At 70.2% G+C, this 21,456-nt stretch carries 18 protein-coding genes and 1 pseudogene; 6 read left to right on the top strand and 13 right to left on the bottom strand.

Going from position 1 to position 21,456, the window contains the following annotated elements; translation table 11 throughout:
* Window positions 1-12 precede the first annotated feature (12 nt).
* The 4 genes and pseudogenes from ACHMXE_RS00130 to ACHMXE_RS00115 form a co-directional block, all read right to left on the bottom strand.
* Window positions 13-390: a hypothetical protein gene (locus ACHMXE_RS00130; protein WP_395346199.1), complete on the bottom strand. Its 378-nt coding sequence runs from the start codon at window positions 388-390 to the stop codon at window positions 13-15.
* Entirely contained in the window at window positions 387-1,844 is a 1,458-nt protein-coding gene (locus ACHMXE_RS00125) for an efflux transporter outer membrane subunit (protein WP_395346198.1), read from the bottom strand. Before ACHMXE_RS00125 ends, ACHMXE_RS00130 begins: the two co-directional genes overlap by 4 nt.
* A pseudogene (locus ACHMXE_RS00120) lies at window positions 1,841-4,965 on the bottom strand (efflux RND transporter permease subunit). Before ACHMXE_RS00120 ends, ACHMXE_RS00125 begins: the two are co-directional and overlap by 4 nt.
* Window positions 4,958-6,106, bottom strand: coding sequence for an efflux RND transporter periplasmic adaptor subunit (locus ACHMXE_RS00115; protein WP_395346196.1), 1,149 nt, complete (start codon window positions 6,104-6,106; stop codon window positions 4,958-4,960). Before ACHMXE_RS00115 ends, ACHMXE_RS00120 begins: the two are co-directional and overlap by 8 nt.
* A 120-nt stretch (window positions 6,107-6,226) precedes the next feature.
* Here ACHMXE_RS00115 and ACHMXE_RS00110 point away from each other — a divergent pair, with 120 nt between their 5' ends.
* Both ACHMXE_RS00110 and ACHMXE_RS00105 read left to right on the top strand, forming a co-directional pair.
* Complete coding sequence (locus ACHMXE_RS00110; RefSeq protein ID WP_395346195.1) at window positions 6,227-6,913, top strand: response regulator transcription factor; 687 nt, start codon at window positions 6,227-6,229, stop codon at window positions 6,911-6,913.
* Window positions 6,906-8,306 carry an ATP-binding protein gene (locus ACHMXE_RS00105; RefSeq protein ID WP_395346194.1) on the top strand — a complete coding sequence of 467 codons (1,401 nt, stop codon included), beginning with the start codon at window positions 6,906-6,908 and terminating at the stop codon, window positions 8,304-8,306. The genes ACHMXE_RS00110 and ACHMXE_RS00105 overlap by 8 nt, the downstream gene beginning before the upstream one ends.
* Window positions 8,307-8,330: 24 nt before the next feature.
* On the opposite strand, the gene ACHMXE_RS00100 is transcribed toward ACHMXE_RS00105, so the two are convergent.
* From ACHMXE_RS00100 to ACHMXE_RS00065, 8 genes are all read right to left on the bottom strand, one after another.
* On the bottom strand, window positions 8,331-8,675 hold the full coding sequence (locus ACHMXE_RS00100; RefSeq protein WP_203207292.1) for a hypothetical protein: 345 nt from the start codon (window positions 8,673-8,675) through the stop codon (window positions 8,331-8,333).
* Between the two features lie 404 nt (window positions 8,676-9,079).
* Window positions 9,080-9,967, bottom strand: coding sequence for a TorF family putative porin (locus ACHMXE_RS00095; protein ID WP_395346193.1), 888 nt, complete (start codon window positions 9,965-9,967; stop codon window positions 9,080-9,082).
* Between the two features lie 117 nt (window positions 9,968-10,084).
* Window positions 10,085-10,699: a potassium-transporting ATPase subunit KdpC gene (gene kdpC, locus ACHMXE_RS00090; RefSeq protein ID WP_395346192.1), complete on the bottom strand. Its 615-nt coding sequence runs from the start codon at window positions 10,697-10,699 to the stop codon at window positions 10,085-10,087.
* Window positions 10,700-10,712: 13 nt separating this feature from the next.
* Window positions 10,713-12,812 carry a potassium-transporting ATPase subunit KdpB gene (kdpB, locus tag ACHMXE_RS00085; protein ID WP_395346190.1) on the bottom strand — a complete coding sequence of 700 codons (2,100 nt, stop codon included), beginning with the start codon at window positions 12,810-12,812 and terminating at the stop codon, window positions 10,713-10,715.
* Between the two features lie 10 nt (window positions 12,813-12,822).
* Window positions 12,823-14,628 (bottom strand): potassium-transporting ATPase subunit KdpA, encoded by a 1,806-nt coding sequence (gene kdpA / locus ACHMXE_RS00080; protein WP_395346189.1) that lies wholly within the window; start codon window positions 14,626-14,628, stop codon window positions 12,823-12,825.
* 2 nt (window positions 14,629-14,630) lie between these two features.
* A complete protein-coding gene (gene kdpF, locus ACHMXE_RS00075; RefSeq protein WP_203207297.1) occupies window positions 14,631-14,729 on the bottom strand; it encodes a K(+)-transporting ATPase subunit F in 99 nt (32 codons plus the stop codon).
* A gap of 279 nt (window positions 14,730-15,008) precedes the next feature.
* The gene (locus ACHMXE_RS00070) at window positions 15,009-15,332 is read right to left on the bottom strand and encodes a hypothetical protein (protein ID WP_395346188.1); all 324 of its coding nucleotides are present in this window, start codon (window positions 15,330-15,332) and stop codon (window positions 15,009-15,011) included.
* 10 nt (window positions 15,333-15,342) lie between these two features.
* The gene (locus ACHMXE_RS00065; protein ID WP_395346186.1) at window positions 15,343-16,482 is read right to left on the bottom strand and encodes a PLP-dependent aminotransferase family protein; all 1,140 of its coding nucleotides are present in this window, start codon (window positions 16,480-16,482) and stop codon (window positions 15,343-15,345) included.
* 203 nt (window positions 16,483-16,685) lie between these two features.
* Between ACHMXE_RS00065 and ACHMXE_RS00060 the strand changes: the two genes are divergently transcribed.
* The 4 genes from ACHMXE_RS00060 to ACHMXE_RS00045 all read left to right on the top strand — a co-directional run bounded on the left by ACHMXE_RS00060 (window position 16,686) and on the right by ACHMXE_RS00045 (window position 20,606).
* Window positions 16,686-17,861, top strand: a complete 1,176-nt coding sequence (locus ACHMXE_RS00060) for a pyridoxal phosphate-dependent aminotransferase (RefSeq protein WP_395346185.1) — start codon at window positions 16,686-16,688, stop codon at window positions 17,859-17,861.
* Between the two features lie 44 nt (window positions 17,862-17,905).
* Complete coding sequence (locus ACHMXE_RS00055; protein ID WP_395346183.1) at window positions 17,906-18,787, top strand: PhzF family phenazine biosynthesis protein; 882 nt, start codon at window positions 17,906-17,908, stop codon at window positions 18,785-18,787.
* Between the two features lie 315 nt (window positions 18,788-19,102).
* Window positions 19,103-19,612 carry a fimbrial protein gene (locus tag ACHMXE_RS00050; protein WP_093349722.1) on the top strand — a complete coding sequence of 170 codons (510 nt, stop codon included), beginning with the start codon at window positions 19,103-19,105 and terminating at the stop codon, window positions 19,610-19,612.
* A gap of 184 nt (window positions 19,613-19,796) precedes the next feature.
* Window positions 19,797-20,606, top strand: coding sequence for a molecular chaperone (locus tag ACHMXE_RS00045; RefSeq protein ID WP_395346182.1), 810 nt, complete (start codon window positions 19,797-19,799; stop codon window positions 20,604-20,606).
* Between the two features lie 15 nt (window positions 20,607-20,621).
* On the opposite strand, the gene ACHMXE_RS00040 is transcribed toward ACHMXE_RS00045, so the two are convergent.
* Window positions 20,622-21,014, bottom strand: coding sequence for a hypothetical protein (locus ACHMXE_RS00040; RefSeq protein ID WP_395346181.1), 393 nt, complete (start codon window positions 21,012-21,014; stop codon window positions 20,622-20,624).
* Between the last annotated feature and the right edge of the window lie 442 nt (window positions 21,015-21,456).

Raw genomic sequence — 21,456 nt, 5'->3', positions numbered from 1 at the left:
CGCCGCTTCTCCTCAGGCGTGCCGATGCGGCGCCGGCTGCGGGATCAGCGGGTCGTCGCAGTTCTCGATGTTGAGGCTGACCCAGCCGTGGACGGCGATCGGCGAGTCCGGAGGCACCGGCATGATCCGCTGCCGCAGCAGCGCCGGCCGGCCCGCGTACAGGACGACGGCGAAGCGCTGCTCGGCGCGCGCCCGCACGCCGGCGTCGAGGCGGCAGTCGCTGTCGGCTTCCGTGGTGATGGCGCTGCCGGGTCCCATCTCGACGACGTAGCCGATGCGCCAGCCCGCGCCGTAGAGGCGCCAGTCGTCGGGGACGCCGGGCACGGCGGCGCAGCCGCCCCCCGAGGCCAGCAGCACGGCCAGGCCCAGCAAGCCGAGGCGGCGCGTCATGGCGTGCTCGCCGCGACGTCGTCGCGGTTCCACCAGCCGCCGCCCAGCGCCTGGAACAGCGCGACGGTGTCGGTCAGCCGGCTGGCCTGGGCCTGCACGCGCGCGAGCGCCGCCTGCGCATGGGCCTGCTCGGCGCCGAGCACGGCGAGCGAGCCGGCGGCGCCCGCGGCCTGCTGCTTGCGCGCGATCTCCAGGCTGCGGCGCGCGGCGCGTTCGGCCAGCGTCAACGCGTCCAGCGCGCGGGCGTCCGACTGGATGGCACCCAGGCTGTCGGCGACGTTCTGGAACGCGCCCAGCACGGTGCTGCGGTAACTCGCGCCCGCCTGTTCATAGGCGGCCTGCGCCGCGCGTTGCCGATGCAGCAGCGTGCCGCCGTCGAACACCGGTTGCAGCAGGTTCGCGCCCACGCTCCAGAAGGCGGTGCCGGGCCCGATCAGCTCCGAGAAGCGCAAGGCCGAGCTGCCCACGGACGCCGTCAGGCCGATGCTCGGCAACCGGTTGGCCACCGCCACGCCGACCTGGGCACTGGCAGCGTGCAACTGCTCCTCCGCGACGCGAATGTCGGGGCGCTGCTCGACCAGGCGCGAGGGCAGGCTCAGCGGTATCTCGGGCGGCAGCCGCAGCGCATCGAGCTCGAAGGCAATGGCCGGCGCCTCGCTGGGCAGGCGGCCCAGCAGGATCGCCAGCTGGTTGCGTTGCTGCGCGAGCTGTTTCTCGAGCGGCGGCAGGCCGGCCTGCGCCTGCGCGATCGCCGCCTCCTGCGCCGCGACATCGGCCGCGCCGATCTGGCCCAGCGCCTGCTGCCGGCGGAACAACGCGAGCTGGCGCGTGGACAGGTCGATCAGCTCGTGCGTCGTGCGGACCTGGGTCTGCAGCGAGGCCAGCTGGATGACCGCCACGGCGACGTTGCTCGCCAGGCTCAGGTGGGCCGCCTCGAGCTGGAAGCGCTGGGCATCGGCCTGCGCCTGCAGCGATTCGACCTGCCGCCGGTTGCCGCCGAACACGTCGGGTGCATAGCTGATGCTCAGCTGCGCCGTGTGCAGCGCGTAGAGGTTGCTGCCCGAGGCCAGCGGGCTCGAGAGCGCCGGCGCCACCGACTGCCGGGTCGGGTTGAGCTGCAGCGCGGCGCTCGGGAAGAAGGCGCCCTGCTGCGCCAGCACGTTCTCGCGCGCGCCGCGCAAGGCCGCCTCGGCGCCGCGCAGGTCCGGGTTGGCCGCGAGCGCTTCGACGATCAGCGCGTCGAGCGCATCGCTGCGGAACAGCGTCCACCAGTCGGCCGGGATGTCGCGCGACTCGACCAGGCGCTGGTCCGCGCCAGGGACCGTCGGCGGCAGCGGATCGGCCGTGTAGCGCGCTGTCGCGGGCGCGGGCGGACGCTGGTGGTCCGGGCCCACGGCGCAGCCAGCCAGCACCCAGGCGGCCGCGGCCATGCACAGAAGCGGTGTCTTCCTCATGCGTTCTGCTCCTTCGCCGGCATCGCGGCAGGGGTCGATTCGTGGCGCTGGGCCCGGCCTTCGAGCCAGCGCTCGACCAGGTAGTACAGGGCCGGCAGCCACACCAGGGTCAGGCCGGTGGCGGTGACCAGCCCGCCGACCACCACGGTCGCGAGCGGGCGCTGCACGTCGCTGCCCAGGCCATGGGCCAGCGCGGCCGGCAGCAGCCCGAGCGCGGCGACGGTGGCCGTCATCAGCACCGGACGGAAGCGCTCGCGCGCACCGCGGATCACGGCCTCCTTCAGCGGCAGGCCCTCCTCGCCGCGCAGCCGGTTCAGGTTGGAAACCATGATGATCCCGTTCATCACGGCCACGCCGAACAGCGCGATGAAGCCGACGGCGCTCGACACGTTGAGCGTCATGTCGCGCAGGTGCAGCGCGACCAGGCCGCCGAGGGCGCCGAGCGGCACCGACAGCAGGATCATGGTGGGCTGCCAGAGGTTGCGGAACTGCGCGAACAGCAGCACGAACATCAGCACCAGCACCATCGGCATGATCAGCATCAGTCGGGCCTGCGCGCGCTGCTGGTTCTCGAACTGGCCGCCCCAGGCGAGCTGGAAGCGCGTGTGGTCGTAGCGCACGCCGGATTCGATCCGCGCCTTGGCCTCCTCGAGGAACGAGGCCAGGTCGCGCCCGCGCAGGTCCAGCCGCACCGTGAGATGGCGCTTGCCCATCTCGCGCGTGATCGTGCTCTCGCCGGTGTCCAGGCGGATCGAGGCCACCTGCGCCAGCGGGATGCGCGCGCGCCGCCCGGCGCGCTCAGCACCAGCCGGCCGATGGCGTCGGGGTCGCCGCGCGCGCCGGCCGCGAAGCGCACGGCGATGTCGTAGCGCCGCTCCTCCACGAACATCTGCGCCACCGGCGCGCCGCCGATGCCGGTGCCGATCAGGTCGGCGATGTCGGCGACGTTGATGCCGTAGCGCGCGGCCGCGGCGCGGTCGACCTCGATGCGCACCTGCGGCAGTGGCGGCTCCTGGTCGATGATCACGTCGGCCGCGCCGGGCACGCTCTCCAGCGTGCGCTCGACCTCGCCGGCGATGCGCCGCGTCTCGGCGAAATCGTTGCCGTAGATCTTCACCACCAGGTCGCTGTGCGCGCCGGCCAGCTTGTCGAGCACGCCGTCGATCATCGGCTGGGTGAAGCCCACGTGCGTGCCCGGCAGCTGCGCATAGCGCGCGGCCATCTTCTCGATCAGCTCGTGCTTGCTCAGGCCCGACTTCCAGCTCGCCTCGGGATGCAGGCCCACGCTGACCTCGATGTGCGACGGCGTCCACGGGTCGGTGCCGTCGTCGTTGCGGCCCAGCTGGGTGACCACGTACGAGACCTCGTCGAACTCGCGCGTCGCGCGCCGCAGCTCGTTCGACATCTGCGTCGCCTTGTCGAAGGAGATGCCCGGCGGCAGCGTCACCTGCAGCCAGATCGAGCCCTCGTCGAGGTAGGGCAGGAAATCGCGGCCGATGGTGGCGCCGAAGCCGAACACGCAGGCCAGCGCGAAGGCGAAGGCCGCGAGCGTCAGCAGGCGCCGGCCCACCACGCGCTCGAGCAGCCGCTCGTACAGCGCGCCGAGCCACTCGAGCACCGGGTTGCGGAACAGCCGGCGCGGCTTGCGGTAGGCCAGGTAGGCCAGGCCGGGAATCAGCAGCAGCCCGACCGTCAGCGCGCCGAGCAGCGCGAACCCGATGGCGTAGGCCATGGGCGAGAACAGCTTGTATTCGATGCGCTGGAACGCGAACAGCGGCGTGTAGGCGGTGATGATGACCACCATGCCGAAGAAGATCGGCCGCGTCACCTGCAGCGTCGCGCGCAGCACCTCGCGCGGCGTCAGCGGGCGGCCCTCCAGCGCCTCGCGCCGCCGCAGGATGTTCTCCATCACGACGATCGCCGCGTCGACCACGATGCCGAAGTCGATGGCGCCCAGCGACAGCAGGTTGGCCGGCACCTGCAGGTGGTGCATGAAGATGAAGGCGCTCAGCAGCGACAGCGGAATGGTGATCGCCACGATCAGCGCCGCGCGCGGGCTGCCCAGGAACAGCAGCAGCACCAGCGTGACCAGCGCCATGCCCTCGACCAGCGTCCTGCCGACGGTGTGCACGGTGGCGCTCACGAGGTTGGAGCGGTCCAGGTAGGGCACCACCTTCACGTCCTTGGGCAGGATGTTCTCGTTGAGGTCGCGCACCGCCTCGTGCACGCCCTCGAGCACGCGCGAGGGGTTCTCGTGCTTGAGCAGCAGCGTGATGCCCGAGATCGTGTCGGGGTTGTCGTCCTTGCCGAGGATGCCGTGGCGCTCCTTGTGGCCGAGCCTGACCTCGCCCAGGTCCTTCAGCAGCACCGGCACGCCGCCCTTCTGCGTGACGACGATGTTGCCGAGGTCGTCCAGGCCGCCGATCAGCCCCACGCCGCGCACCACGAAACCCTGCTGGCCGCGGTCGAGCACGCTGCCGCCCGCGCTCGCGTTGTTGGCGTTGATGGCCTGCGTGATCTGGCCCAGCGTGACGTTGTATTTGCTGAGCCGCACGGGATCGAGCTCGAGCTGGAACTGGGTCGTGAGGCCGCCGAAGTTGGCGACGTCGGCCACGCCGGCCACCTGCTTGAGGCGCGGGATCACCTGCCACGACTGCAGCTCCGACAGCTCGCGCAGGTCGCGCGTCTTCGACTCCAGCGTGTAGCGGTAGATCTCGCCGATCGGCGAGGTCAGCGCGTCCAGCCCCGGCTGCGCGCCGTAGGGCAGCGAGACGCCCGCGATGCGCTCCTGCAGCCGCTGGCGCGACCAGTAGTCCTCGGCGCCGTCCTGGAACACGACGGTGATCAGCGACAGGCCGAAGGTGCTCTTCGAGCGCATCACGTACATGCCCGGCGTGCCCATGATCTCGCGCTCGAGCGGGATGGTGATCTGCTTCTCCACCTCCTCGGCCGCCAGGCCCGGCACCTGCGTGACCACCTGCGAGGTGGTGTCGGCGATGTCGGGATAGGCCTCCAGCGGAAGCTGCTTCCAGCAGTAGACGCCGTAGAGCGCGGCCAGCGCGAACACCAGCCAGACGATCCCGCGCCGCTGCAGGCAGACGGTGACGATCCTCTCAATCATCGAGCAGCACTCCATCGCGCTGGACCACGCGCTCGCCGGCCTTCAGCCCCCACACCACCTCGACCTGCTCGCCCTGCCGGACGCCGAGCCGCACCACGCGCGGCTCGAAGCGCCAGGGCGCCGACTCGACGAAGACCCGGTCGTCGAAACCGGCATGCACGACCGCGGCCGCGGGCAGCAGCAGGCCGCCATGGGGCCGGGCGAGGAAGGTCGCCCTGGCGAACATGCCGGGCCGCAGCCGGCCGTCGCGGTTGTCGAACAGCAGGCGCACCTTGAGCTTGCGGGTGTCGGGATCGAGCAGCTCGCCGACGTAGCGCACCCGCGCCTTCATCGGCGCGCCCGGGTAGGCGTCGAACAGCACCGTGGCCTCCTGGCCGACGAAGACCGCGCCCAGGTCCTTCTCGTCCACGCTGGCGCTCACGTAGACCGAGCTCAGGTCCGCGACCGTCATCAGCGAGGCGTTGGTGTCGTTCCAGTAGCCGCCGCGCGCCGCGTTGAGCTCGACCACCCGGCCGGCGATCGGGGAGCGCAGGCTCAGTACCGTGCCCTGGGCCGCGCTGGACGTGGCGGCACCGAACTGGGACAGCTTGGCCTCGGCGCGCGCCAGCTCGCTGGCGGCCTGCGCGGCATCGTTCTCGGCCTGCTCCACGTCGCGCCGGGAAGCGATCTCCGAGCCCGCGAGTTCGCGCTGGCGCGCGAGCGCCTGGCGCGCCAGCACGAGAGCGGCGCGCGCCTTCTGCGCGTCGCTGCGCGCCTGCATCAGGTCGGGCGCGTCCACGCCGGCGAGCGCGTCGCCGCGCTTCACGGCGTCGCCCAGCACCTTGTCCAGGCTCTGGATGCGCCCCGCCACCGGCGACAGGATCTTGACCAGCCGCGCCGGGTCGGCCTCGACCACGGCCGGCAGCGAGAACGCGGCGCTCACCTGCTGCTCGGCCACGGGCTCGACCCGCAGCGTGCGCCGCAGCGGCGAGCCCTCGGGCACCACCACCTGGCCTTGCACGCGTTGCAGCACGGCAACCGCCGCGGGTGCCGCCGCGGCGGCATTCCTCGGCCACAGCCACCACGCGCCGCCGGCCAGTGCCGCGGCGCCCAGCAGTGAGACCGCCAGGCGCCAGCGCCCGGTGCTTTTTTCGATGTTCATGGCTTCCTCCCGCCTGTCGGTGAAGCGCGCAGCGTAGGCAGGAGCGCCTGAAAAAAGTCCCAAGAAAGCCTGAAGACTTCTTCAGGTGCGCGGCGGGGCCCTTCGAGGAAAATCGCGGGCATGAGGATTCTGCTGATCGAGGACGACCGCAAGGCCGCGCGCCTGCTGGCCCGCGCCTTCGAGGAAGAGGGTTTCCAGGTGGACGTCGCTCATTCGGCGGAGGAAGGCGACGAGCTCGCCTTCGTCACGGGCTACGACCTGATCGTGCTCGACTGGTTTCTGCCCGGCAAGGACGGCCTCTCGGTCTGCCGCGAGCTGCGCGCGCGCGGCATGCAGGTGCCGATCCTGATGCTCACCGCGCGCGATGCGCTCGCCGACCGCGTGATGGGCCTCGACACCGGCGCCGACGACTACCTCACCAAGCCCTTCGCCTTCGAGGAACTGCTGGCCCGCTCGCGCGCCCTGCTGCGCCGCTCCGAGCTGACGCGCCCCGCCGTGCTGGCCGTGGCCGACCTGCGGCTCGAGCCCGGCAGCCAGCGCGTCACGCGCGGCGAACAGGTGCTGGAGCTCACGCGCAAGGAGTACGCGATCCTGCACATCCTGCTGCGGCATGCCGGCGCGCTGGTGAGCCGCGCGCGCCTGGCCGAGCAGGTGTGGAAGGACGACCTGATCGCGATCGACAACCTGATCGACGTGCACATGGGCAACCTGCGCCGCAAGGTCGATCCGCCGGGCCAGCCGCCGCTGATCCAGACCGTGCGCGGCCGCGGCTTCCGGCTGGCCGCCCCCGAAGGCGGCGATGCTTAGCCTGCGCGCGCGGCTGGCGCTGGCCTACATGGGCGCCATCGTGCTGGTGGTGGCGCTGGCCGCCGCCGGTGCCCACTGGAGCCTGGCGCGCGCGGTGCACGGCCAGCTCGATGCGGCGCTGCTCGCGCTGGCCGAGACCGAGCTCGCCATGCTGCCGGCCACTGCGGGACCTGCGGTGGCCGTGCACGACTACTCGCGCGAATCGACGGCCCCGCCCTCGCTGGTGCGCCTCGACCGGCTGGTGCAGATCATCGACGCCGACGGCCACGCGATGGCGCGCAGCGCGAACCTGGGCGAGGCCACGCTGCCGGCGGCGGCCGCGCTGCGGGAACGCCTCGCGGCCGGCGAGACCGTCTTCCAGACCCTCGACAGCTTCGGCGAGGAGCCGGTGCGCATGGTGTCGGTTCCGGTGCAGGGCCATGGTGCCGTGCTCGCGGTGCAGGTCGCCGGCTCGCTGGACGACGTCAACCACGTGGTCGACTCCGCGAGCCTGCTGTTCGTCGTCATGGGCTTCGCGCTGCTGCTGACCATCGGCGCCGCGGGCGCGTGGCTGACGCGCGGCGCGTTCCGGGCCATCGACGAGGTGGTGCGACAGGCTCACCAGATCGGCGGCACCCGCCTGAGCGAGCGGCTGCCGCATCCGGGCACGCGCGACGAGATCGGCCGCCTGGTGGACACGCTCAACGAGATGCTGTCCCGCCTCGAGCAGGGCTTCGAGGCCCAGCGCCGCTTCACCGCCGATGCCTCGCACGAGTTGCGCTCGCCGCTCTCGCGCCTGCGCACCGAACTCGAGCTCGCGCTGCGCAGGCCGCGCGATCCGGCCGACTACGTCGCCGCCCTGCGATCGAGCATGGAAGAGGTCGAGCGCCTCACGCTGCTGGTGGAGGAACTGCTGACGCTGGCGCGCATCGACGCCGGGCAGGAGCGCGGCTCGGTGGAGGCGATCGCGCTCGGCGAACTGGTGGAGGACGCGGTGCGGCGACTGCAGCCCTCGGCGCGCGAGCGCCGGGTCGAGATCGTCGTGGTGCCCGGTGCGCCGGTCGAGGCCACGGCGGCCCGCGGCGCCGTGAGCCTGGTGCTGGCCAACCTGCTGGACAACGCCGTGAAGTTCTCGCCGCCGGGCGGGCAAGTGCGGGTGGAGATGGCGAGCGAGGGCCGAAGCGCCGTCGTGCGCGTGATCGATGCCGGTGCCGGCATCCGCCAGGACGAGATCCCGCACCTGTTCGAGCGCTTCCACCGCGGGGCGAACACGCGTTCCGAACACATTCCCGGGGTCGGCCTGGGACTCGCGATCTCCCAGGCCATCGCGGCCTCCTGCGGCGGGCGCGTCGAGGCCGGCAACGCGATCGGCGGCGGTGCCGTGTTCGCGTTGCGGCTGCCGCGCGCGGACTGAGCCGTCGGCGCGCGGCGAATACGTTCAGCCGCCGTTGGCGATGCCGTAGCGCCGCAGATGCTCGCCCCAGCTCGCGAGATGGCCGATCTCGCCATCGGGCGCGCATTCGAGCAGGCAGTGCATGACGGCGGCATAGCTCTCCAGCGGCAGCCGGATCATCAGGCGGGCGCGCGGCGCGGCGCTGGCGCAGGCGGCATTGACGCGGATCAGGGGTTCGCAGCGCAGCACGCCGGCGCCCGGGCATGCCGCGATGCCGCGCCGGACGCGGCAGGCGTCGACCGATGGCACCGTGACATCGAGCACCTTGAAGGTGGTCTCGCGCCTGGCACGCACGGTGCCTGCGTATTCCCGATAAGCGGCGTATGCCATGAAGCTCCTGCAATGGAAATGAACAGGGCTCCAGTATCGGAAGCAGCGTGTGAAAACGGTGTAAACAATGCGGGGCGCGCTGGAAATGCCGCGTAAAAATGAATGCGGCAGCGGCCGATGCGCCTCATGCCGCCCGACGCGGCGTGGCGCGATCGCCGAAGCACAGCGGCTCCCAGCGATCGGTGCCGGCCGAATGAAGCCAGTGCGCTCCGCAATGGCCGCAGCGGGCCACGGGAAGGTCGGTACCGTCCGCCTGCGCGGGCGCACGCACCGGTGTCCCGCAGCAGGACCAATGCAGGCTCATGTCGGGCAGGGCCCGAAGCGCGCGAACCCATGCCGCGGCGCGGGACCGAAGGGTTCCTGCCGCGGGCATGGGGTTCGCGAGGACGCGCCTGCTTCGAGGCTCAGAGCGTCTTCGTCAGCGTGAGGATGAAGCGCGCCTTGTTCGGCGAGTAGACCTGCTGCGTCGTGTAGAAGCCGAAGTCGTAGAGCGGCCCGGCCGCGGCGTTGTAGGCGTCCTTCCGGTTCGCGCCCTGCACCGAGCCGGTGAGCGTGAGCCCGCCGCCGAAGTCGTAGGTGGCGCCCAGGTTGTAGTCGACATAGCTCTTGTAGGCCGTGTGCCTGCGGATGTCGCTCGACAGGGCCGTGTAGCCCACCGCGGCCTTCAAGGTGAGCTTGGGCGCGATCTCCTTGCTGTAGGCCAGGTTCAGGTAGCCGGTGTTGGTGCCCTTGAGGCCCGAGCCCAGCTTGTTGCCCGCGAAGCCGAAGTAGTCCTTCGACACCGTGTGCGAGTACTTGGCCGTGAACGAGCCGAAGCTTTCGCTGGCGTAGGTGGCGCCGATGTACAGCTCGGTGGTGTTGCCCACGGCGTTGCCGGGGTAGATGTAGGTCAGCGCACCGACGTCCATGTCCAGCGGGCCGGCCTTGAACTTGTAGCCGCCGTAGATGCCGCTCTCGATGCTGTTGCCCTGGAGCCAGTTGACGCTGGAGTTCCAGTTGCCGACGTAGAAGCCGCTCTCGCCGAAGGCGTAGTCGAAGCCGCCCTGGATCGCGGGCTTGGCGCCGCGGGTCTTGGCGTAGTCGTTCCTGCCGAGCATGTCCTGGTCCTGGCCGCGGAACTTGTAGTTCGTGGTCAGCGAGATGTTGGCCGTGATCGGCGAGGCGGCGGGTGCCGCGGCGGCGTCCGGGGCGGTCTGCGCGAAGGCGGCGCCCGATGCGGCCAGTGCGGCGAACAGCGCCAGCACGGGCTTCCGTTCGAGGGTTGAAGCGGCCCGGGCGGGGATCTTTTTCATGGGAAGAATCAAGGAATGGAGGAGCGCGTAGGCTAGGAGTCGGCCCGTAAAAGCCGCGTCAAAAGACGCGGCCCGCGCATAAAGAATTCGTCGTGGTGCCGTGGCGCGGCGGCGCGTTCAACGGGCCTTGTCGAGCGCGAGGTTCAACGCGAGCACGTTGACGCGCGATTCGCCCAGGATGCCCAGCAGCGGCTTCTGCGTGTTGTCGTCGATCAGCGCCTGCACCTGCGCCAGCGGCAGGCCGCGCGCGCGCGCGACGCGCGGCGCCTGGTACTGCGCCGCGGCCGGGCTGATGTCGGGATCGAGCCCGCTGGCCGAGGCCGTCACGAGGTCGACCGGCACCGGCGCCGTGTTGCCCGGGTCGGCCGCGCGCAGGGCCTCTACGCGCGCCTTCACCGCATCGGTCAGCGCCGGGTTCAGCGGGCCCTGGTTCGCGCCGCCCGAGGCGCTCGCGTTGTAGGGCTGCGGCGCGGTGGCCGAGGGACGACCCCAGAAGTGCTTGGGATCGCTGAAGTTCTGGCCGATCAGCTTCGAGCCGACGGTGGTGCCGTCGAGCACGATCAGGCTGCCGTCCGCCTGCGCGGGAAACACCGCTTTGGCGGCGCCGGTGACGGCCATCGGATAGATCAGGCCGGTGAGCGCGCTCACCAGCACGAAGACGACGAGGGCCGGGCGGATGACGCCGCCCTTTTCGCTGCCGTTGTCGATGGGATTGACGATGGTGTTGTTCATGACGGGAAACTCCTCAGACGAGATGGACGGCCACGAGCAGCCAGTCGATCAACTTGATGCCGATGAAGGGAACGAGCAGGCCGCCCAGGCCGTAGATGGCGAGGTTGCGTCGCAGCAGCGCGGCGGCGCCCACCGGCCGGTAGCGCACGCCCTTGAGCGCCAGCGGGATCAGGAACACGATCACCAGTGCGTTGAAGATCACCGCCGACAGGATCGCGGAAGACGGGCTCGCGAGGCCCATCACGTTGAGCGCGCCCAGCTGCGGATAGGTCGAGACGAAGATCGCGGGAATGATCGCGAAGTACTTCGCCACGTCGTTGGCGATCGAGAAGGTGGTCAACGAGCCGCGCGTCATCAGGAGCGCCTTGCCGGTCTCCACCACCTCGAGCAGCTTGGTCGGGTTGGAATCCAGGTCGACCATGTTGCCGGCCTCCTTCGCGGCCTGCGTGCCGCTGCCCATGGCCACCGCCACGTCGGCCTGCGCGAGCGCGGGCGCGTCGTTGGTGCCGTCGCCGGTCATCGCGACCAGCCGGCCCTCGGCCTGGTACTGGCGGATCAGCGCGAGCTTGTCCTCGGGCGTGGCCTCGGCCAGGAAGTCGTCGACGCCGGCCTCGGCTGCGATCGCCGCGGCGGTGAGCTTGTTGTCGCCGGTGATCATCACCGTCTTGATGCCCATGCGGCGCAGCTCGGCGAAGCGCTCCTTGATGCCGGTCTTCACGATGTCCTTGAGCTCGACGATGCCGAGCACGCGCTCGCCCTCGGCCACCGCCAGCGGGGTGCTGCCGCGGCGCGCGGCCTCCTCGGAGGCGCGCAGCACCTCGGGCGCCATCGCGCCGCCGAGCGACTCGACGTGGCGGCGCACCGCCTCGACCGCGCCCTTGCGCAGCACGATCGGATCGACGCTCAGGCTGTTCGGCCCGGCCGGCAGGTCGACACCGCTCATGCGGGTCTGCGCGGTGAAGGGCACGAAATTCGCGCCCTCGACGGCGGCCATCTCCAGCCCGTCGCGGCGCGCGAGCTCGACGATGCTGCGGCCCTCGGGGGTCTCGTCGGCCATCGATGCGAGCATCGCGGCGCGCGCGAGCCGCGCCTTGGTCACGCCCGGGGCGGGCAGGAACGAGGTCGCCTGGCGGTTGCCGTGCGTGATGGTGCCGGTCTTGTCGAGCAGCAGCACGTCGACGTCGCCGGCGGCTTCCACCGCGCGGCCCGAGGTCGCGATCACGTTGGCCTGCATCATGCGGCTCATGCCCGCCACGCCGATGGCCGACAGCAGGCCGCCGATGGTGGTGGGGATCAGGCACACCAGCAGCGCAACGAGCGCCGTCAGCGACACCACGCTGCCCGCGCTGGAGACACCCACGCTGAAGACCGAGAACGGCAGCAGCGTGGCGGTGACGACCAGGAACACCAGCGTGAGCGCCACCAGCAGGATGGTCAGCGCGATCTCGTTGGGCGTCTTCTGGCGCTTGGCGGCCTCGACCATCGAGATCATCCGGTCGAGGAAGGATTCGCCCGGATTCACCGCGATGCGCACCACCAGCCAGTCGGACAGCACGCGGGTGCCGCCGGTCACCGCAGAGAAGTCGCCGCCCGATTCGCGCACCACCGGAGCCGATTCGCCGGTGATGGCGCTCTCGTCGACCGAGGCCACGCCTTCGATGACCTCGCCGTCGAGCGGCACCACGTCGCCCGACTCGACCAGCACCACGTCGCCCTTGCGCAGGTTGGTGGCCTGTTCGGGCAGGAAGGCCGCGCCGTGGAACGGCTCCTTGAGCTTCTTGGCCCAGGTGTCCTTGCGCAGGCTGCGCAGCGAGGCGGCCTGCGCCTTGCTGCGGCCTTCGGCCAGTGCCTCGGCGAAGTTCGCGAACAGCACGGTGAACCACAGCCAGATGGTCACGGCCAGCACGAAGGCGGGCTTCATGCCGGTGTCGCCCGGGAAGCTCAGCGCGTGCACCCACAGCAGGGTGGTCAGGATGCTCCCGATGTAGACGATGAACATCACCGGGTTGCGCCATTGCACGCGCGGGCTCAGCTTGGCCACCGAGGACCACAGCGCCGGGCGCAGCAGCTCGGCATCGAACAGCGAAAGAGAAGTGTTGGTTTTGGTAGTCATGGTCCGGGCCTCACTTTGCCCACAGCATCAGGTGCTCGACGATCGGTCCCAGCGCGAGCGAGGGCACGTAGTTGAGCAAGCCCACCAGCAGCACGGTGCCGATCAGCAGCGTCACGAACAGCGGGCCATGCGTGGGCATGGTTCCCGAGGTGACCGGCAGGCGCTTCTTGGCGGCCAGCGCGCCGGCGATGGCCAGCACGGGAACGATCACGCCGAAGCGGCCGAACCACATGGCCACCGCCAGCAGCGCGTTGTAGAAGGGCGTGTTGGCCGACAGGCCCGCGAAGGCGCTGCCGTTGTTGTTGCCGGCCGAGGTCAGCGCGTACAGGACTTCCGAGAAGCCGTGCGCGCCCGGGTTGGCGATGCCCGCCTTGCCGGCATCCGCGACCACGGCGACGGCCGTGCCGGCCAGCACCAGGATCGGCGTCACGAGGATCGCGATCGAGGTCAGCTTCATCTCGTAGACCTCGATCTTCTTGCCGAGGTACTCCGGCGTGCGGCCGATCATCAGGCCCGCGATGAACACCGCGAGGATGGCGAAGATCAGCATGCTGTAGAGGCCCGTGCCCACGCCGCCGAACACCACCTCGCCCAGCTGCATCAGCACCATCGGCACCATGCCGCCGAGCGGCGTGAGCGAGTCGTGCATTGCGTTCACCGCGCCGCACGAGGCGGCCGTGGTGATGACGGCGAACAGCGACGAGGCATCGATGCCGAAGCGAACCTCCTTGCCTTCCATGTTGCCGCCGCTTTGCAGCGCGCTCGATATCTGGTCGACCCCCAGCGGCCCGAACAGGGGATTGCCGAGCTGCTCCGCGGGCGTGATGACCACCACCGCGACGACGAACATCACCGTCATCGCGGCGAGGATGGCCCAGCCCTGGCGCATGTCGCCCACCACGCTGCCGAAGGTGAAGCACAGCGCGGCCGGGATCAGGAAGATCGCGATCATCTCCAGCAGGTTGCTGAAGGCCGTCGGGTTCTCGTAGGGATGCGCCGAGTTGGCGTTGAAGAAGCCGCCGCCGTTGGTGCCGAGCATCTTGATGGCCTCTTGCGAAGCCACCGGGCCCATGGCGAGCGTCTGCGTCTTGGTGGTGGCGTCCTCCATCACCGGCTGGCCCTTCTCGTCCTTCAGCGGCTGGCCGTCGGGCCCGTTCTTCGGCTGCTGGAAGGCCGTGGTCTCGAGCGTGGCGACTTCCTTGTAGGCGTCGAAGTTCTGGATCACGCCCTGGCCCGCGAGCAGCAGCGCGAGCACGAAGGACAGCGGCACCAGCACCCACAGCGTGACGCGCGTGACGTCGGCCCAGAAGTTGCCGACGAAGCCCTTGCCGTCGGTGCGGCGCGCCGCGAAGCCGCGCACCAGCGCGAACGCCACCGCGATGCCGGTGGCGCCGGAGACGAAGTTCTGCACCGTGAGCCCGAGCATCTGCGTCAGGTAGCTCATGGTCGACTCGCCGGCGTAGCCCTGCCAGTTGGTGTTGGAGACGAAGCTGATGGCGGTGTTGAAGGCCGAGTCGGGCGACACCGCGCCCATGCCCGCGGGATTCAGCGGCAGCCAGCCCTGCAGGCGTTGCAGGCCGTAGACCACCAGCGCGCCGATCGCATTGAAGGCGAGCAGCGCGAAGGCGTAGGTGCGCCAGTGCATCGAGCGCTCGGGCCTCGTGCCCGCGAGCTTGTAGAGCGGCGCCTCGACGCGCTGCATCCAGCGCGGCACCCGCTCGTTGCACAGCGCGGCGAGGAACTTGCCGATGGGCCAGGCCAGCACCAGCAGGATGACGAGATACAGGGCCAGCAGGCCCCAGGCGGAGCTGGCCATGGTCAGAACTCCTCGGCGCAGATCAGCGCGAACACGAGGTAGGCGAACAGGATCACGGCCACCAGCCCCGCGAATCCGTAGAGGATGTCGAGGCCGATCATTGCCGCTCTCCCTTGGGCGCATCGAGCTTGTACAGCCCGACCACCAGCTCGGCCATCACGACCCACATCGCCGCGATGGCGGCAATCCACAAGAAGTCCATGCATCTCTCCTGCAAACGAAACAAGTCAGGAAGTCTCGGCAGGCGTGCGTAAAAACAGGGACAAATGTTCTAAAGGGGGGGTAAAAAAACCATAAAAACGAGGGCGGGAGGACGCGAGAACGTGGGTCGGTCCCCGCGCGCCGACCGCGCCGACCGCGCCGACCGCGCCGACCGTGTCTCAGGCCGGGCCCTGGCGCCGGGCCAGCGCGCCGAGGCGCCGAACCCCCTCCTCGATCCGTTCGCTCCAGGTCCAGCCCGCGCTCAGGCGCAGGCAGTTCCGGAAGCGCCGGCTCGCCGAGAAGACATCGCCCGGCGCGAAGCAGATGCCGTGCTCGATCGCCTCGTCGAACAGCATGCGCGAGTCGAAGCCGCGGGGCAGCTCGAGCCACAGCGCAAAGCCGCCGGTGGGCCGGCTCACGCGCGTCCCGACCGGAAAGCCCGCCTCGATGGCGCGGGTCAGGTGCCGCAGGTTCTGTTCGAGCACGCGGCGCAGCCGGCGCATGTGGGCGTCGTCAGGCGCCGCTGGCCAGGAAGTCCGCGAGCGCGACCTGCGGCAGCACCGGGCTGCAGAGGCTGAAGGCGAGCTTGCGGTCGACCACCTGCTGCGCGTATCTGCCGGGCGCGATCCAGCCCACGCGGTAGCCGGGCGCGAGGCTCTTCGAGAACGAGCTGCAATAGATGGTGTTCGCGCCGCCGTCGAGCGCGATGAAGGGCGTGGGCCGCTCGCGCGCGAAGTGGATCTCGCCGTAGATGTCGTCCTCGATCAGCGGCACCTCGTGCCGCGCGAGCAGGGCCAGCAGCTCGCGCTTGCGCGCGTCGGGCATCGACACGCCCAGCGGATTGCCGAAGCTCGACGACAGCAGGCAGGCCGCCACCGGAGCGGCATCGAGCAGCCGCGCGAAGGCCTCGATGTGGATGCCGTCGACGGGATCGGTGGGCAGCTCCAGGGCCTTGAGGCCGAGCACCTCGAGCGTGTGGAGAAAGCCGAAGTAGGTGGGCGACTCGACCGCGATGGTGTCGCCGGGCCTGGCGACGGCGCTCAGCGCCAGCGTGAAGGCTTCGGTGCAGCCGTTGGTGATGACCACGTCGTCGGGCGACAGCGCATGCCCGATGCGCATCGCGCGCCGCGAGATCTCGCGGCGCAGCCGCGGGTCGCCGCGCGGCGTGCCGTAGACGTTGTGGCGGTCGCCGTGCTGGCGCGCGGCGCGGGCCAGCGCGAGGTCGAGCCGGTGCGATTGCAGCGATGCCGCGTCGGGCACCGCGCAGCCCAGCGGCACCAGCGCCGGATTCGATGCGTGCTCGAGCAGGGCCGCGACGGCGCCGCTGATCGACACGGTCGAGGCTTTCGAGCGCAGGCGCGAGGCCGAGGGCAGCGCCAGCGTCGCGCCCTGCGTGGCGGCGACATAGAAGCCCGACTGCGGCCGCGCGACCAGCACGCCGCGGTCCTCGAGCAACCGATAGGCCTGCAGCACCGTGGAGATGCTGATGCCGTGCCGCTCGCTGACCGCGCGCACCGACGGCAGCCGCTCGCCGGGCGCGAGCGTGCCGTTGTCGATCGTGTCGACGATCAGCTCGGCGAGCTGCTCGTAGCGATGCGGTGTGGGCGCGCTGCCGGCCGGCTGCTTGCGGCGCTGGAGGGTGCCTGTGTTCATGGGGAGCCCGTGCATGACGAGGCTCGATTGTGGGCGAAGGGACCCTCGAAGGCGCGCAAACTGTACTGGTCCGATTCGATGGAAATTGTGGCTGTTCCGATCCACGGGCGATCATTAGGATCACCCGATGTTCCCCTCTTCCACGCTGCCCGACGCGCCCCGGGCTCCTGGACGACGCTCTCACCCGGGCCATCTGGAAACGAATGACAGTGCTTGAACACGAAGCCCCCGCGGCGGCACGGCCGGCGTGGCGCGGCCGCTTTCCGTACAACGAGATCATCTCGCTGCTCGACGTGAACCGCCCGTTCAACCTGGCCGAGAGCACCTCGCAGGACCTGACGGTCGGCGAGGTGCTGCACATGGCCGGGCTCGAGACGCTGCGCGGCCTGAAGCTGGGCTACGGGCGCTCCGCCGGCTCGCTCGAATTGCGCGAGGAGATCGCCAGGGCTTGCGGCGTGCCCGCCGATTGGATCGTCACGACCCAGGGCACGGCGCTCGGGCTGTTCCTGCTGGCCTTCGAAGTCTGCCGCCCCGGCGACGAAGCGGTGCTCGTGACGCCCTGCTTTCCGCCGAGCCGCGACTGCCTGCTCGGCGCGGGCGTCGGCGTGCGCGAAGTACGGCTGCGCTTCGAGAACGGCTACCGGCTCGACCTGGACGCGATCGCGGCCAGCCTGTCGCCGCGGACCAGGCTCGTGAGCCTCGCCTCGCCGCAGAACCCCAGCGGGGTGCGCACGCCGCGCGCCGTCATCGAGCAACTGCTCGCGCTGCTGCAGAGCCAGGCGCCGCAGGCCCTCCTCTTCATCGACGAGACCTACCGCGAGGCCGGCTACGGCGACGAGGCCGTGCCCGAAAGCCTGGCCGCGCTGCATCCGCGCATCGTCACGGGTGCCTCGGTGTCGAAGGCGCTGGGCGCACCGGGCCTGCGCACCGGCTGGCTCACCGTGCCCGACGCGGACCTGCGCGCGCGCCTCGTCGTCGCCAAGCTGAACACCGTGATCTCGGGCTCGGTGCTCGACGAGGCGCTGGCCACCGCGCTGCTGCGCCATCGCGAACAGGTGCTCGCGCCGCGTCGCCGGCTGCTGGCCGAAGGCCTCGCCGCATTGACGGCCTGGTGCGACGCCGAGCGCGAGCGCATCGAATGGATCCGTCCGGACGGCGGCGCGCTGTGCTGCCTGCGCCTGCGCGCCGATCGCTTCGACGACAGCGCGGTCGCGCGCTTCTGGCAACTGCTGCCGGGGCACGAACTGCAACTGGCCTCGGGCGCATGGTTCGGCGAGAGCGAGCGCGTCTTCCGCCTGGGCTTCGGTTACCTGCCGCCCGACCGCCTGGCGCCCGCGCTGTCGGCCCTGTCGACGGTGCTGGACGCCGCCGCGAAATGAATCCACGACACCGACCCGCGCACCGACATCCCCTGGAGCCCCGCATGAAACAACCCCATCGCTACACCGTGGTCGACGTCTTCACCTCCAGGCCACTGGCCGGCAACCCGGTGGCCGTGGTGTTCGACGCCGACGGCCTCGACACCGAGGCCATGCAGGCCATCGCGCGCTGGACCAACCTCTCGGAGACCACCTTCGTGCTGACGCCCACCGTGCCCGAGGCGGACTATCGCCTGCGCATCTTCACGCCGCGCAACGAGCTGCCCTTCGCGGGCCATCCGACCCTGGGCAGCGCGCATGCCTTCCTCGAGGCCGGACGCGGCGCGCTGCGCGATGGCGGGCGGCTGGTGCAGCAATGCGGCGTCGGCCTCGTCGACGTGACGGTGGAGGCCGGCTCCGAGGGCCGCGAGCTGGCCTTCGCCCTGCCCTCCGCGCAGCTGGCGCCGCTGCCGGCCGAGGACCTCGCGGAGCTCGAGCACATCCTGGGCCGCCAGCCCGACCCCGAGGCCGCGCCTGCCATCGTGGACGTGGGTCCGCGCTGGATCGTGCTGCCACTGGCCGATGCGGCCACGGTGATCGACCTGCGGCCCGACTTCGCGCGGCTCGCGGCCTTCGAGCGCCGCCTGGGCGTCACCGGCCTCATCGTGTACGGCCGCTATCCGCAAGGCGACGTGGCGATGGAGGTCCGGGCCTTCGCGCCTTCGAGCGGGGTCGAGGAAGACCCGGTCTGCGGCAGCGGCAACGCCAGCGCCGCGGCCTTCCAGTGGAAACGCGGCCTGCTGCCGCCGGAAGGCATCGCCTACGTGGCGGCGCAGGGGCGCTGCGTGGGGCGCGACGGGCGCGTGAAGGTGCGCGTGGATGGCCACGGCAAGGTGCGCGTCGGCGGTGCCTGCGTCAGCTGCGTGGAGGGCACGCTCGCGCTGTAGCTCTGCCTGGTGCGCCGCCCAGCGGATTGGCGCGTCCTGCGTCGATGAGCACTGCGACACGCGCCTGGCAATTCCCGAACTGTGAATCTTATTTTTAATTGAATTAGCTCCAGCTAATGATTCTAAGGATTGACTTGGATAATTAATCGTATTGCCCGGCTTTGTTTTCCGATGCAGCCAATAAATGAGAATGAATGAATAGGATCCCGGCTGCCTGCAATTGGATTTGCAGGCAATTTCCTGTTTTCATTCTTAAGGTAAACAATGTCGAAAAAAATCATCTCTCGCTTTGCCGCGATCGCAACCATCGCCGCCGTGTCGCAGGCAGCCCTGGCCGCCGACGGCCAGATCAACTTCACCGGCGAGATCACGGACAGCATCTGCTCGCTGACGCCCGACAGCCAGAACCTGACGGTGCCGCTGGGCAAGGTGAGCCGCACCGCCTTTCCGACCGTGGGAACGGGTTCGACCCCGGCCAAGTTCACCCTGAACCTGGCGGATTGCCCCGCGGGCAGCAACAAGGCCAAGGTGACCTTCTCGGGCACGGCCGACAGCCGCAACGTGGATCTGGTGGCGATCGATGGCTCCGGCACCGGAACACCGGCCGCGCAGGGCGTGGGCATCCAGATCGGCGACTGGGAAGGCCAGAAGATTGCGCTGGGCTCGGCTTCGCGCGAATACGCGCTGGCCCAAGGCACGAACAAGCTGCAATTCCAGGCGCGCTATGTCTCGACCTTGCCGCTGACGGGCGGTTCCCCGGCCGATCCCGTGCTCAAGTCGGGCCCGGCCAATGGCACCGCGCAATTCACGGTGGCCTATAACTAATTAGGCACCGCGGCATGAGGCCCTCGCGGCCTCATGCCGTCATCGGCGCGCTGTCCCGCGGTGCAATGCCGCGCTGTTTTCGCGCCTTCGTCTTCCGTTGAACCTTTTTCTTCGAGGCGCCGCTGCCGGCGCGTCGGAGTGCTTGCGCGCGCGTCGTCGACGTGGATCGCGCCAAGGAACAGATATGTGCAGCAATGAACGATTTCGGCGGGCGCTCGGCATCCTGGCGCTGCTTTGCCTGCAGGGAGCAGCGAGCGCCAGCGTGATGCTGTCCGGCACGCGCGTGATCCTCCACGAGAAGCAGCGCGAAACCTCCCTGCCGATGAAGAACATCGGGACCTCGCCCTATGTGGTCCAGGCCTGGGTCGATGCCGGCGAGGGCGCTGGCAAGACCCCGCTGGTCGTCACGCCGCCGCTGTCGCGGCTCGATCCCGGCAAGGAGAACCTGCTGCGCATCATGCGTGTGGGCGGCGAGATTCCGGCCGATCGCGAGTCGGCGTTCTGGCTCAACGTCAAGGAGATTCCCCAGACGCCGAATCAGGAGAACGTGCTGCAGGTGGCGATACGCAGCCGGCTCAAGCTGTTCTACCGGCCCGCGGGACTGCCGGGCTCGCCCACGGAGGCGCGCGCGCTGCTCAAGTGGGCGGTGAGCGCACCGGCGCAGGGCCAGGGCGCGGTGCTCAAGGTCGGCAACGCGAGCGCCTTCCACATCACCCTGCTGAAGCTGACGGTCAACCAGGGCCAGGGCCCCGAGCGCAAGGACCAGGAGGAACTCGACGCGGGCATGGTGCCGCCGTTCGGTGAGCTGAGCTTTCCGATCAAGACGCTGAAGGCGCCGCAGGCCGTGCAGATCAACTTCACCACGATCAACGACTACGGCAGCGAATCGCCCGAGGAGTTCGTCGAGGTGCCCGCGGGCGCCGAGCCCGTGCCCTTGAAGGCCCGGCCGGCTCTCGCGACCGAGGCTTCGTCCAGCGGCGGTGCACAGCGCTGAGACCATGACACGCACTCATCCCTTGCGGGTGCGCGCATGCGTGCCCTTTCGCCTCGGCCTGTGCGCCGCCGCGCTCGGCGCGTGGGGCGCTCCCGTCATCGCGCAGCAGTTCGCCGCGTCGTCCTTCAATCCGAGCTTCCTCGGCGTCGGTGGCGACCAGCAGAACGCCGACCTCTCGCTCTTCGCCTTCGGCAATCGCGTGCTGCCGGGCTCGTACACCGTCGACGTCTCGCTCAACGAGCGACGCGCCGGGCAGGCCACGATCCGGTTCGACGCCAGGGAGGACAGGAACGACGCCGAGCCCTGCCTCACGCGCGCCATGCTCGACGCATGGGGCGTCAACGTGGCGGTGTTCCCGGCCTTGATGGCGTTGGCCGACGATGCCTGCGTCGATCTGGGCGCGGCCATTCCCGAGGCCTCGTTCGGCTACGACGTCGACAAGATGCACCTGCGCATCGACATCCCGCAGGCGGCGATGAAGCGCTCGGCGCGCGGGGCCGTGGACCCCGGCATGTGGGACAGGGGCATCACGGCCGGGATGCTCGACTACCAGGTCAACGTCGCCCGCTACGGCGGCGACGCCTACCGTCGCAGCTCCGATCCCTTCGCCGCGCCGCGCAGCGCGTTCGACGGCGCCTCCTTCCCGGGACCCGACGGGCAGCCGCGGCGCGACACCCTGTTCGTCGGCCTGCGCGGCGGCTTCAACCTCGGCGACTGGCGCTTTCGTCATTTCTCGACCTACAACCGCGGCATCGACGGCGCGGGCCGATGGCAGGCCGTCAACACCTATGCCCAGCGCGACCTGGTGCCGCTGCAGGCGCAACTGCTGATCGGCGATGGCAGCACGCCC

Source organism: Variovorax sp. UC122_21 (assembly GCF_044056785.1).
Lineage (GTDB): Bacteria > Pseudomonadota > Gammaproteobacteria > Burkholderiales > Burkholderiaceae_C > Variovorax.
This window is presented reverse-complemented; position numbering and strand designations above follow the sequence as displayed.